Here is a 13871-nt window from a genome sequence, read left to right on the forward strand (position 1 = left end):
ATCTAGGAGGGAAAAGTATACACGCGTGTACACAAGAGTGTACACGCGTGTATACAATAGTGTACCCACGTGTACACAAGAGTGTACACGCGTGTATACGATAGTGTACCCACGTGTACACAACAGCGCTCTAAGTATCTCCCCGGTGGGGCTCTCGCATGGTCGTCCCTTGAGCCTAGCGTCCAAGGCACCCCCGGGATCAGCGAAGGCACTCTAGGGGAAGAACTCATACCTCAGTAGAGCCCAGAAAAGTAGAGTGCGGGCGAAGGGTACACGCAGAGATCCTCTCCCACCTCTCCACCCCTAGGTATCCCCCTAAATACTCTATACGAATGGTATAAAGATTATTCTTATCTTTGCTGGTGCTGAAAGGCGATATGTGCATAGCAGGGGCACACCCTCTATCCCCCCCTAATGACTTAACTAGGATCGGGGAGGCATGAGGAGCCACCCACTGTGTGCAGGTGCTATAGGCCAGAGGGGAACCGAGAGGTTGTCCTCAACACTCGACTTAAGTAAGTATTAAACACAAACCCAGAACATGGCAGAAGACAAAGACTTTCTTCCTCGACCAGAGCAGACTTCGGAGGACGTGGCCGTCCGTCGTGTACGTACTCGTCGTGTCCCTACCGCTTCTACTGATGGGACGACTCAGCCCCCTTCGCATGGATCGGCGGCTCATCCACGCCGCAAGCGTGTCTATATCGTCTCCGATGATCCCGCTCCACACCCTAGCTACAGTACTCCTCGGAGTCCACGAGCCGAACACACCTACGACAGCCACAGCTCATCTAACTATCGTGGACACACACCCTCGAGTGAACGCTCTCAGTACGACGAACGCTACCAAGCCGAGCGTACGAGCGGTAACTACAGCTATCAGTACAATCGCGCAGAGCGTCCCCGCCCCAACTCCGGTGGCGGTGCCCCATACCCAGGAGCCAAGAAGGGCAAGAAGCCCGCTAAGGGTGCTCCAGCTAAGAAGGGTAAGGGGAAGAAGCCCCGCGCCTTCGTCCCACCCCCTCCTGTCAAGTACGAGGAGGTCGTAGACCCATCGCAGGACCTGCGCCTCAATAAGTTCCTCGCCAATGCAGGGGTCTGCTCTCGTCGTGAGGCCGACCTGCTCATCGCCGCTGGTGAGATCACCGTCAACGGGCAGGTCGTCACCGAGCTGGGCTCCCGAGTCACGCGCCTGGACGAAGTCGTCTACAAGGGGCAGCGTGTCACCTGCCAGAGCAAGATCTACATCCTGCTCAACAAGCCTAAGAACTGCGTCACGACCTCCGACGACCCTGAGTGCCGCAAGACGGTGATGGACCTCGTCAAGGGCGCTTGTGAGGAACGTATCTACCCCGTCGGTCGCCTGGACCGCAATACTACTGGGGTCATCCTCATTACCAACGATGGTGACCTCTCCAGCAAGCTCACTCACCCCTCCTACATGAAGAAGAAGATCTATCATGTATGGCTCGACAAGCCCGTGGCTATCGAGGATATGCAGCGTATCGCTGAGGGGATCGAGCTGGAGGATGGCGAGATCCATGCCGATGCGATCAGCTATGTCAGCGAGGAGGATCTAAGCCAGGTCGGCATCGAGATCCACTCCGGGCGTAACCGTATCGTCCGCCGTATCTTCGAGCACCTCGGCTACCATGTCCACAAGCTGGATCGTGTGTACTTCGCTGGGCTCACAAAGAAGAACCTCGGGCGGGGTCGCTGGCGCTACCTCACCGAGCAGGAGGTGAACAACCTACGCATGGGTGCCTTCGAATAGTCACTGCATATACATCCTAAGTTTGTATCTATGAAACGAACAAGAATCATCGAGCTACTCCGTGGTGAGCTCCTCGGACAGATTGTGAACGTAAAGGGCTGGGTACGTACCCGCCGAGGTAACAAGGCTGTTAGCTTCATCGCGCTCAATGACGGCTCGGTCATTCACAACATACAGATCGTCGTAGACCTCGAGAAGTTCGATCCAGAGCTCCTAGCTAAGATCACCACGGGTGCGAGCCTAAGTGTCGTAGGGGAGCTGGTCGCCTCTCAGGGGCAGGGACAGTCGGTAGAGATCCAGGCTCACGAGATAGAGGTGCTCGGTACGGCTGATCCTGCGACCTATCCACTGCAGAAGAAGGGACACTCGCTGGAGTTCCTACGTGAGATCGCACACCTACGTCCCCGAACGAATACCTTCGGAGCGGTCTACCGCATGCGCCACCACATGGCGATGGCTATCCATACCTTCTTCCATGAACGTGGCTACTTCTACGTGCACACCCCACTGATCACGGCTAGTGATGCAGAGGGGGCTGGCCAGATGTTTCAGGTCACGACACTCGACCTAGACAACCTCCCGCGTACGGAGGATGGTGCGATAGACTATCGTGAGGACTTCTTCGCACGTCATACCTCCCTCACGGTCTCCGGTCAGCTGGAGGGCGAGATGGCTGCCCTAGCTCTGGGTGGAATCTACACGTTTGGGCCTACCTTCCGTGCCGAGAACTCCAATACACCTCGTCATCTAGCTGAGTTCTGGATGATCGAGCCCGAGGTGGCCTTCCTCGAGATAGAGGAGAATATGGACCTCGCCGAGGACTTCATCAAGTACTGCGTGCAGTGGGCACTAGATCACTGTATGGATGACTTGACCTTCCTCGCCGAGCACTTCGATGCTGAGCTCATTGATCGCCTACGCTTCGTGCTGGAGAAGCCCTTCAAGCGTATGACCTATACGGAGGGGATCGAGATCCTCGAGGCGGCGGTGAAGGCTGGGCGCAAGTTCGAGTTTCCCATCTATTGGGGGGCAGACCTCGCCAGCGAGCATGAGCGCTACCTCGTCGAGGAGCACTTCCAGCGTCCGGTCATCGTGACGGACTACCCGAAGGAGATCAAGAGCTTTTACATGAAGCTCAACGACGACGGTCGTACAGTCCGAGGGATGGATGTCCTCTTCCCCAAGATCGGGGAGATCATCGGTGGTTCGGAGCGTGAAGCCGACCTCGAGAAGCTCACCAAGCGGGCTCAGGAGATGGGTGTCCCCGAGAAGGATATCTGGTGGTATCTGGACTCTCGTCGCTATGGAACAGCTCCTCACTCGGGCTTCGGACTCGGCTTCGAGCGTCTGCTACTCTTCGTCACAGGTATGACCAATATCCGTGACGTGATACCCTTCCCACGTACGCCTCGCAATGCCGAGTTTTAGTCAGAGCCTATACGCTTTCTGATTTTTAGTTAGTATGTCTCACGCCCCCGAGGAGTCTCGTGCTCCTCGGGGGCGTGTGTGTATCTATAGGGCTAGCTCTAGGAGCTAGGGTGGGGGAGTACGCTACAGCTGCCGTGCCCATCCTTGACTAGACCGACTGAGATACTTCTGCGAAGGGTAGAGGGGGCGGAGTGCGAAGAGTAGAGAGGGACGGAGTGTGTAGGGTAGAGGGGATGGGGTGCGGAGGATAGAGGGGAACGAAGTGTGTAGGGTAGAGGTCAAAGCGACGAAGGGCGGTCACCCCCAGTATATGGAGGTGACCGCCCTTGGGGTCAGTGTCTATCCTGATGGGATAGGGGAGAGGAGGCGAGCTACTTATCTACCTGCAGTAGGGATAGGATCTGAGTACGTAGTAGGAGCGTAGCATCTGGATCCTCTAGGATCTCGGAGAGGAGCCCGAGGAGCCTATTGACCTTGTTCTCGGGGGTATGCTCATCATTGACGGGGAGGATACGTATCGCCTGCTCATCGCCACTAGTCGGCAGCGCCTTAGCTGCGTGTATACGCTGGGTGGCGAAGAAGGTGAAGGGCTTCATCTCCGCAGGTAACCGCTCCGCTACCTCGGCCAAGGGGAAGAGGGGACGGTAGGAGTGAATGAACTTGTAGAAGGGTCCGATGACAAAGGGATTGATATGCTGTAGGATCGAGGAGAGCTGTACGGGTGTCAGGTGCTCCAGGGTCTCGACGTGCATATAGAGGTGCTTAATCTCGAGCTTCTTTAGAGCTAGAGACACGGGGTTCTTCCATTCCTTGAGGCAGTCTGCATCATTGACATAGACGAAGGAGGCACGGGTGCCCTGAGGGATCTGGATCTTGACGAACTGCTCCTGGGACATCACCTGCACGGGTAGATGGACATACTCGCTGTACTGGAAGAGTATCGCCTGCCAGACAAGGACGTCCGTCTCATTGCCGACGATGACATAGCCCTTCTCCCGTAGCTCCTCGCCCTGATAGACTTCCTCGACGAGGCGGGCGATGAGGTGAGTATAGAAGGGGTGCTTGAGCCCGACGATGAAGCCGAAGCCCTGATAGCATAGGTCGTAGAGTAGCCGCTCGACGATCTCGAAGGGCTCGACGAGGGTATGCTTGTTCCAGGGGATGGCCTCCTCGGGATAGGTAGCCTTGAGCTCTGCTCGCCACTGCTGCTCCCTGAGGCACTCTAGGACGAACTCATGGACGTCTTCGTAGCAGCGAAAGGAGGAGGAGATCGCCTGCGCTTGCTTGCATATATGGTCTAGGTGTACATACTGCTCTAGAGGGAGGATCCCATCCTCATCGAAGTACTGATAGAGTAGACGCTGGTACTCGGCCTGATAGGCTGTACCGATACGTACACGGATGCTACGCCCTCCCTTGTAGCTGACATAGATGGAGGTATACTCAGCTGAGTAGCTGAGACCAGCCCAGGGATAGCCTGGTACATGATCCTGGAGGTAGAGGGTCACGGCCTCCAGATGCTTGCAGGTGCCTAGTCCGTTGGTGCGGAAGTCCAGGCAGGAGCAGAAGTTACGATCACTCTGCACCCCACGGAAGGCTACCTTGTAGCGCCCTGTCGCACTGCTGACGAGGTAGTCCCCCCAGATGCGGTTCTTATCCAAGTGCTCGACTTGGAAGTCGCTCTCTCGAGCATTCTCACGGCGAAGAGCCACCTGCCACTCCTCGACCGTCATGTTCTCTGGACAGATCTTGTTTGATAGTCGATTACCTAATTTCATTTGTGTGTTGGTGTTTGTAGTGTATGTAGTGTGTGGGTTATCGTTTTCGTTGTCGCCTAGTGGCTGATGTAGTCGGTGGTGCGAGCTCCTCGCTGAGGAAGGGAGCCGTAGGACTATCGGTGATGTGTGTGAGTCCCTCTGGCGTCCCTTCGTAGAGGAGCTTTCCCCCCCCCCTGCCACCGTCGGGACCGATCTCGATGATGTAGTCTGCGCTCTTGAGTACATCTAGGTTATGCTCTATGATGATGACGGTATTTCCCCGATCGACGAGGCGATTGAGGATACCGAGCAGGACACGTATATCCTCGAAGTGCAGTCCTGTCGTGGGCTCATCGAGGATATAGACGGTCTTGCCCGTGTCACGCTTAGCGAGCTCGGAGGCGAGCTTGATACGCTGGCTCTCACCCCCTGAGAGAGTAGTGGAGGACTGCCCTAGCTTAATGTAGCCGAGGCCGACCTCCTGTAGCACTTGTAGTTTCTTGAGGATGTGGGGGACGTGGGCGAAGAACTCTACGGCCATGTTGATCGTCATATCGAGGACATCTGCGATAGACTTACCCTTGAAGCGCACCTCTAGGGTCTCTCTATTGTAGCGACGGCCGTGACAGACTTCGCAGGGAGCAAGTACGTCGGGCAGGAAGTTCATGGCGATGGTCTTGTAGCCATTGCCAGAGCAAGTCTCACAGCGTCCTCCCGATACGTTGAAGGAGAAGCGCCCGGGCTTGTAGCCTCGCATCTTGCTCTCGGGTAGCCCGACGAATAGGTTGCGGATATCGGTGAATACTCCTGTGTAGGTCGCGGGGTTGCTCCTAGGAGTACGTCCGATGGGGGATTGGTCTACCGCCACGACCTTGTCTACGAGGTCGAGCCCTTCGATCTCTCGGTAGGGTAGCGGTTCCTTGAGTGAGGCGTAGAGGTGCTGGCTGAGGATCGGGTAGAGCGTCTCGTTGATCAGAGTGCTCTTCCCGCTACCCGAGACACCAGCGACACAGATGAGGGTCCCTAGGGGGAAGGATACATCGATCCCCTTGAGGTTGTTTCCCTCGGCGCCTCTGAGACGTAGGACACGATCGGTGATAGGGCGCCGTGTGGAGGGGAGGTCTATCTGCTGCTCGCCACTGATGTAGCGAGCGGTGAGTGTACCTGCCTGCATCATCTCTCTTGGAGTGCCGGCGAAGACGACATGACCACCTAGTCGCCCAGCCTTGGGGCCTAGGTCGATGATGTGGTCAGCCTGTAGCATCATGTCCTTGTCATGCTCTACGACGATCACGGTATTGCCGAGGTCGCGGAGCTTCTGTAGGGAGTGGATGAGTCGTAGGTTATCTCGCTGGTGGAGGCCAATGCTAGGCTCATCTAGGATGTAGAGTACCTCTACGAGCTGCGTCCCGATCTGGGTAGCTAGGCGGATACGCTGACTCTCTCCTCCAGAGAGCGAGGCAGACATACGGTTCATCGATAGGTAGCCCAGCCCGACATCCAGGAGGAAGGAGAGGCGCGTGCGGATCTCCTTGAGTATCTCGGAGGCGATGATCTGCTGCTGGGGGGTGAGCTCGCGTTCGACTTGCTCGACCCACTGCATCAGTTGGGTCAGTTCCATAGAGGCTACCTCGCCGAGGTTCTTTCCTGCGATGAGGTAGTGTAGTGCTTCCTTGTTCAGTCGCCACCCGGAGCACTCGGGGCAGACCTGCGGCTTGGTGAACTGTAGGAGCCAACGCTGGCTCTGCTCGCTATCCTCCTCCTGATCCTGAGAGCTCATGAGATAAGCCCCTAGTCCGTCGTAGGAGAGGGGGATACCACGCAGGTCGGGGAAGCGGTCGTCTGTGAGGGTGATCTCCTCCTCACTGCCCTCGAGGATCTCCTGGATGAGGTCCTCGGGGAGGTTCTTGATCGGATCTTTGATGGATACTTCATACTTGGCACAGAGCGCCTCGAGCTGTGCGAAGATGAGTTGACGGCGGTACTTGCCTAGTGGGAGTATACCCCCCTGGTAGATGCTCTTGTTCTTGTCGGGGATGATGCTCTCTAGGTCGATGACACGTACCTCGCCGAGCCCCTTGCAGCGGGGGCAACTACCGTTGGGGGAGTTGAAGGAGAAGTTGTGTGGAGCGGGCTCGTTGTATGAGAGCCCGGTCTCGGGATCCATGAGGTGGCGGCTGAAGTAGGAGATCTCGCCCGTCTCCAGCTCCTGGAGCATCATCACGCCGTCACCCTCCTTGAGGGTAAGGCGTAGGCTAGTCATCAGACGGTCACGGTTCTTCTCCGAGATGGTGAGCTTGTCGGTCTGTACCTCTACGCTGTGGAGCTTATAGCGGTCGAGCTTCATCCCGTAGGTGATCTCTCTGAGCTCACCATCGACACGCACATTGAGGAAGCTCTTCTTGCGTAGCTGCTCGAAGAGCTCCTTGTAGTGTCCCTTACGCTGCTTGACCACTGGGGCTAGTAGCAGGACTTTCTTCCCCGAGAAGCGAGCCAGCAGTAGCTCTAGGATCTGCTCCTCGGTGTAGCGTACCATCGGTGCCCCTGTTAGGTAGGACACGGCTTGGCCAGCACGGGCATAGAGTAGGCGAAAGAAGTCGTAAATCTCCGTTACGGTACCTACCGTAGAGCGGGGATTCTTATTGGTAGTCTTCTGCTCAATCGAGATCACGGGCCCCAGGCCCTCTATCTGCTCCACGTCGGGACGCTCCATACCTCCGCCTAGGAAGCCACGGGCATAGGAACTGAAGGTCTCGATATACCTCCGCTGACCCTCGGCGTAGATCGTGTCGAAGGCGAGCGAGGACTTACCACTCCCACTTAGCCCCGTAAAGACGGTCAGGGAATACCTCGGTATATGAGCGTCTACGTTCTTCAGATTGTGCACTCGGGCACCCTTGATCTCTAAGTCTTGCATCTAGCTAGCCTAAATAAAAAGCATAGTACATACAAAAATACGAATAAATGCCCATCCTGCTCCTATTTTAGGTGGGGCAGAGGCTGTGAGATCACTAGAGGTCGTGGACAAAGAGCTCAAGGAGCATCGGCCGAAGGTAGTGACATCTGTATTCTAGGTGTGGAATGATCGAGTATACACCTGTTATCTAGGAGGGGAGAGTGTACACGTGTGTACACTAGAGTATACCTGCGTGTACACAACAGTGTACACACGTGTACACTGTAGCGCTCTAGGTATGTCCTCTGTAGCGCTATCGTAGGTTGGCTTCTAGGGGGCTAATGGCAGACGTCCTGGGGGATCAACTTCTGGGACTATAGGGTGTGTGACGGTCTGCTGAGAAAGCGTAGGACGGCATGCATGGTGAGCGAGGGACGGCATGCTGAGAAGGCGGGAGACGGCATGCTGAGAGATACGCTAGGCTCATGCTGGGGAAGTGAGCTCCTAGTACCCTGCTCGAGTCCCCGTATGAGGTCGTTACGGGGGAAAAGGGGTACTTTTGTTCCCAGATTGGATCATCTCCGATGACATTATTTATAGCAATTCTAGTATGAACTTACCCAACATAGCTGTCGTAGCAGGGGGATACTCGGGCGAGTATTCCGTATCTCTACGCAGTGCCTCTGGTATCCTCTCCTGGATCGATCGCAGTGCTTTCTCTCCCTATCTAGTCGTCGTGGAGCGAGAGGGCTGGTTCGTCCACCTAGGGCAGGGGAGTGAGCCTATCCCGGTGGATAAGGACGACTTTAGCTTCCTTGGTCCTACCGGGCGGATACGCTTTGATTATGCCTTCATCACGGTGCACGGTACCCCAGGGGAGAATGGTCTCCTACAGGGTTACCTCGATCTAGTCGGCGTGCCCTACAATACCGGGGGCGTGCTGACCGAGGCACTGACCTTCAGTAAGTATCACTGCAATCGTTACCTCGGCTCCTTCCCCCATCTGCGGGTAGCCGACTCGGTACGTCTGCGCCAAGACATGCCACAGCCTTCGTCACATGAGCTCGTGGAGCGTCTAGGCCTTCCCCTCTTTGCCAAGCCCAATGCGGGAGGGTCGAGTGTAGCGACCTCTCGGGTGAATACCGAGGCGGAGCTAGAGCAGGCTATCCGTGAGGCCTTCACCGAGTGTGACGAGGTTCTCCTCGAGCGGTTCATCGCTGGCGTGGAGGTCACCTGCGGGTGCTACGAGGCTGAGGGAGCCCTTCATCCTCTGCCCGTGACGGAGGTAGTCCCCAAGGGGGCTTTCTTTGACTTCGATGCCAAGTACAACGGCGCCGTCGAGGAGATCACTCCCGCACGCATATCCCCCGAGGCCACAGCACTCATCCAGCAGCTGACCTCGGAGATCTACCGGCATATAGATGCTCGGGGGATCATACGTGTAGACTATATCATCGAGGCCGATGGCCAGCCCACACTCCTAGAGGTCAATACCACCCCGGGGATGACCCCTACGAGCTTCATCCCTCAGCAGGTAGCAGCTGCTGGGCTCACGATGCCCCAGGTGCTCACCTCGATCATTCGCGAACGCCTCCCTCAGGCCTAAACCCTCCCCCCACTATGGATACCGATAAATATAAGAGCATTCGCCCCCTGATCCCAGAGGAAGTGCCTAGTGCTATCGCTCAGCTCGCCTCTCTAGCTCCCCTGCGTGGAGTCTACGAGAGCCTCGGGCTCAGTGCCAGCTGGGACGAACTGATGGCTACGCTGAAGGCCTGCCACAGTGTCGAGGACTTCAAGCAGCGTGTGAGCTACTATTGGGTCAAGCACGTCATGGAGCACTGCTGTCGCTCTGTAGAGCTAACCGGTACGGAGCATATCTCGCAGACGGGTGCCTACACCTACATCTCCAACCATAGAGATATTATCCTAGACTCGGCCTTCCTCAACGTACTCCTCGTCGATGCTGGGGCACACTTCCCTGAGATAGCTATCGGGGACAACCTCATGATCTACCCTTGGGTAGAGACCCTCGTCAAGCTCAATGGGAGCTTCCTCGTACGTCGTAACCTCCAGGGCCGAGAGGTACTACTCGCTGCCAAGCTCCTCTCCGAATACATGCACGAGGCTGTAGGCGAGGGGAAGAGCCTGTGGATCGCACAGCGTGAGGGACGAGCCAAGGACTCCTCGGACCAGACTCAGCCTGCCCTACTGAAGATGCTCAGTCTAGGCTCGGGGCAGCGGGAGGCAGTAGCAGCTCTGACACCCCTGAATATCGTCCCCGTGACCTGTAGCTATGAGTATGACCCCTGTGACTACCTCAAGGCGCAGGAGATGCAGCTCAAGCGGGATGTCGAGGGCTTCAAGAAGAGCCCCGAGGATGACGGTATCAATATGAAGACGGGAGTCTTTGGCTGGAAGGGACGTGTCTCCTTCCATATCGGACGACCACTCTCGGAGCTCCTCATGGGGATCGACCTGCCCGAGGGTGACCAAGCTCGCTATGCTAGCCTAGCGGCTATCCTAGATCGGGAGATCCATCGGGGCTATGCCCTCTATCCGATCAACTATGTAGCTGCCGACGAGCTACGGGGCGAGTCTACTCATCGTGAACACTATACGTCTGAGGAGCGGGATGAGGCGCTTCGCTATATCGATGCTCGTATCGCCCTCGTGCGCCTACCTCAGCATCTGACTCCCGACGAACCCTTCCTGCGCCGTGCGCTCCTGACGATGTATGCCAACCCCGTATATAACCAGCTAAAGGCCTATGATCCGAGCTAAGAAGCTACATAAATATCTAGGGATCCCCCTCTGTGTCCTCCTCTTCCTAGCCTCCCTCTCTGGGATTATCCTCAACCATCGTGAGCTCCTACAGCAGGTAGATATACCCCGAGCTCTCCTACCGAAGGACTACCTCTTCGATCACTGGAATAATGGTGCCGTACGGGGTATCCTGCGTGCCGATAGCCTAGCCTATATCTACGGTGGAGCTGGGGTCTGGCGTACCGATAGCACCCTCACGGCACCCGCAGTGCTCCTCGATGAGGGCTTCGTCAAGGGGGGGGATGAGGCCAAGATCATGTCCATGGCTCGAGACCATATGGGGCGGATCTGGGTAGCCTCGCAGTACCGTCTCTACAGACTCGACAGCTCGGGGAAGCGGTGGGAACAGCAGCCCCTGCCCTCCTCGGTGCACGGACGTCTGGCCGACATGCAGATCCGTGGAGATAGTCTCCTACTGCTCAGTCGCTCCCTCCTCTACCAGCGTACCCTCACGAACCCCGAGTGGAAGACCTACGAGCTCGGGGAGCCTGATACCTATACGGGGCGTCTCCTCCTATTCCGTATCGTGTGGGCGCTACATAGTGGAGAGTACTTTGGCCTCATTGGTCGTCTCATCGTAGACCTCGTCGGCCTACTGGTGATGGTACTGTGCCTGACGGGTATCTTCTACTCCCTATACAGCCACAGGCTGATGGGGAAGAAGAACAAGCGGGGGACAAAGAAGGCCTCGGAGGCCAAGCAACGACTCTCGCGTAGGCTCTCCTTCCACTTCAAGCTACATAAGCGGCTCGGGACAAAGCTCTTCTACATCGTCCTCTTCGTCTTCGTTACCGGCTGGCTACTACGTCCGCCGATGATGATCCCTCTGGTACTCAACGAGGCACGCCCCAATCGCTTCAGTGCGCTCTACAGCGAGAACCCGTGGTTTGACCGCCTCAGGGCTATTCGCTATGATGAGACGAACGGCTCGTGGCTCCTCTCTACGAGTGAGGGCTTCTTCACGCTTACCTCCTTCACCGACACACCTGAGCCCTGGGGCTATCAGCCACAGGTCAGCCCGATGGGGATCAACGCCTTCGCCCAGCGGCCCGATGGCTCCTGGATCATTGGTTCCTTTGCCGGGCTCTTCGAGGTACACCCCGAGCAGCCCGAGGAACCTCTGCGGGACTACTTCACCCACGAGCCCGTCGAGGAGGTGAGCTCTGGACGTCCCATAGGAGCCTATACAGTCTCTGGGCTCTTGGCTGGGGCTAACGAGCGGGAGGATCTAGTCTTCCTCTACGACCGAGGGGCTGTGCGACGTACCGAGGAGGGCACTGCCCGACAGGTATCCTTCACTCCTCAGCCGAGGGAACTGAATGAGATGCCCTACTCCCTCTGGCAGGCAGCGCTGGAGCTCCATGCAGGGCGCCTCTATAGCCCCTTCTTGGGCAAGTGGGGGACAGAGCTCTTTATCTTCTTCCTCGGCCTAGCCTCGATCATTGTCCTCGTCACGGGGCTACGCTCCCGTCGGCGCAAGCGCAAGGCCGAGCAACCTCCCTCCTCCAGCGAGGCTACCTCCTAGTCGGTAGCATAGCCCCCATTATTTTTCCCTTACCCCCGAGGCTTAGCTTGTGTTCTGTCTAAGTCTCGGGGGCGCTTTTTCTCCCCCGAGCCTATCGGGCATGCTTCCTCGGAAGCCTTTCTATAGCCTGCTCCGATGTGGTGGTGTACCTTGAAGGGCTAATGCGAGGGGTTGATTTATAGTTAGTTGAGGTGATTTCAGAAAAAGATGCTCGAGGTGTTGCTTTTTAGATTCCCTTTCTCTAACTTTGTGGGTGGATAGAGATTATGAGCCCCTTGCCCCTAATGCTCTGTCCTTATGTTAAACATCATACACTAACAAGCTATGAAGAAAATCATTCTTCTTGCAGGGGCAATGCTCCTGCTTCTAGCTGGGCAGTCTGCCCAAGCTGTTATCGTCGTTACCACCTGTGGCAAAGCCATTATGACTGTTGGCCCTGAGGGTTATGATGGGAGCGATAAGGAATATGAGGACTATCTACGTGAAATCAACAAGGATCTCTGTGGTACCGATGATAAAGCCATAGTTGTAGATCCTCGGATTATGTCTGTGGGCTCAATGACCGAGTATCATCCGCTCGCAGAGTTGACTCTGGATTTGAAGATCGGTACTCCAGCCCCATCCCAGTCGGAATAAACACAGGCTTTCCTACAACTATACACTAGGTGTTAATAAGACATTCTAGGGTATGTTGCTCTGTTACATAGGGGAAGGGGAAGTTTTCCCTTCCCCTATGTAACTATTACGATTAAACCATGATATGTTATGAAATCTTTTACGATACATAGCGCTAACCTGTTCCTCCTCCCCGTTTTTCTATGCCTTGGGATATTCGGGGTATACCAGCACTCTTCTGCTCAAAACGGAGAGCGTGTTTCTTACTATCTTCGCTTTAGGACTATAGATACAGCCTATCTGAAGTGTGAGTATCGTTATGCTTTCGTGGATAGTGGTAAGACAGATACCCATCTGATGGTACTTCTCGTGGGGAATAAAGTTCAGAAGTTCCAAGGAGATGATGGTTATCAATCGGACTCGCTAGCGATAATCTTCGATAATAAGCCCCATCAGGTGAGTTACTTTAGGTCTAGGGAGAAGGGGGTACCCTTCAATAGGTCGAACACCAAGTGGACTGTCTACCTAGATTACCCCGAGGGTAAAGTCTCTGTGGCGGATCGCGTATTCACCGATAACTACCTCTCTGAGGAGCCACTCGAGCCTATCCAGTGGAAGATTAACGAGGATTCGGTGAAGAACCTCATGGGCTACGACTGCATCCAGGCAGAGTGTGACCTCTATGGTCGTCACTGGGTCGCTTGGTATGCCCCCGAGCTATCCTGCTCGTCAGGCCCGTGGCTCTTGAGGGGCTTACCTGGGCTCATCGTACAGGCCTACGACACCGAGTATCTGCACGACTTCCTCCTACTGAGTGTCGCAGACCGCAAGATCCCTATTCCGTTCATTGAGCGGAACTACTTCAAGTCTGAGCGGGAGAAGGTCATCAAAGCCTATATGAAGTATGCGGCAGATCCCGGCAAGGTTATACTAGGCTCAGGTCTAGTACGTCCCGTTGGCAAGGAGCCCTTGTCCTTCTATCGTCGTCTTTTCACTCCGCTACGTCGGGTGAACCTCTGACCACTGTGGAACCTGCCTAGGAGTCGATCT

Annotated in this window: 9 protein-coding genes; 7 read left to right on the top strand and 2 right to left on the bottom strand. The window is 55.9% G+C overall.

All coding sequences use genetic code 11. The annotated features are described in order from the left end of the window. The first annotated feature begins 541 nt into the window (after positions 1-541). Together QZ170_RS03725 and asnS are read left to right on the top strand one after the other, a co-directional pair. On the top strand, positions 542-1774 hold the full coding sequence (locus QZ170_RS03725; RefSeq protein WP_297177311.1) for a pseudouridine synthase: 1233 nt from the start codon (positions 542-544) through the stop codon (positions 1772-1774). Positions 1775-1804: 30 nt separating this feature from the next. Continuing rightward, positions 1805-3202, top strand: coding sequence for an asparagine--tRNA ligase (gene asnS, locus QZ170_RS03730; RefSeq protein ID WP_297177315.1), 1398 nt, complete (start codon positions 1805-1807; stop codon positions 3200-3202). A gap of 371 nt (positions 3203-3573) precedes the next feature. On the opposite strand, the gene QZ170_RS03735 is transcribed toward asnS, so the two are convergent. Together QZ170_RS03735 and uvrA are read right to left on the bottom strand one after the other, a co-directional pair. Further along, complete coding sequence (locus tag QZ170_RS03735) at positions 3574-4980, bottom strand: SWIM zinc finger family protein (RefSeq protein WP_297177317.1); 1407 nt, start codon at positions 4978-4980, stop codon at positions 3574-3576. Positions 4981-5017: 37 nt separating this feature from the next. Continuing rightward, the gene (gene uvrA, locus QZ170_RS03740; protein WP_297177320.1) at positions 5018-7876 is read right to left on the bottom strand and encodes an excinuclease ABC subunit UvrA; all 2859 of its coding nucleotides are present in this window, start codon (positions 7874-7876) and stop codon (positions 5018-5020) included. Positions 7877-8465: 589 nt separating this feature from the next. Between uvrA and QZ170_RS03745 the strand changes: the two genes are divergently transcribed. The 5 genes from QZ170_RS03745 to QZ170_RS03765 all read left to right on the top strand — a co-directional run bounded on the left by QZ170_RS03745 (position 8466) and on the right by QZ170_RS03765 (position 13841). Next, entirely contained in the window at positions 8466-9461 is a 996-nt protein-coding gene (locus QZ170_RS03745; protein WP_297177323.1) for a D-alanine--D-alanine ligase, read from the top strand. Between the two features lie 14 nt (positions 9462-9475). Further along, the gene (locus QZ170_RS03750; RefSeq protein ID WP_297177326.1) at positions 9476-10639 is read left to right on the top strand and encodes a 1-acyl-sn-glycerol-3-phosphate acyltransferase; all 1164 of its coding nucleotides are present in this window, start codon (positions 9476-9478) and stop codon (positions 10637-10639) included. After that, entirely contained in the window at positions 10626-12206 is a 1581-nt protein-coding gene (locus tag QZ170_RS03755) for a PepSY-associated TM helix domain-containing protein (RefSeq protein WP_297177329.1), read from the top strand. Before QZ170_RS03750 ends, QZ170_RS03755 begins: the two co-directional genes overlap by 14 nt. 324 nt (positions 12207-12530) lie before the next feature. Further along, entirely contained in the window at positions 12531-12842 is a 312-nt protein-coding gene (locus QZ170_RS03760; RefSeq protein ID WP_297177331.1) for a hypothetical protein, read from the top strand. A gap of 129 nt (positions 12843-12971) precedes the next feature. After that, positions 12972-13841, top strand: a complete 870-nt coding sequence (locus QZ170_RS03765) for a GLPGLI family protein (protein WP_297177334.1) — start codon at positions 12972-12974, stop codon at positions 13839-13841. The last annotated feature ends 30 nt before the right edge of the window (positions 13842-13871 follow it).

The sequence above is a fragment of the uncultured Porphyromonas sp. genome (assembly GCF_905372525.1).
In the GTDB taxonomy this organism is placed as follows: Bacteria; Bacteroidota; Bacteroidia; order Bacteroidales; family Porphyromonadaceae; genus Porphyromonas.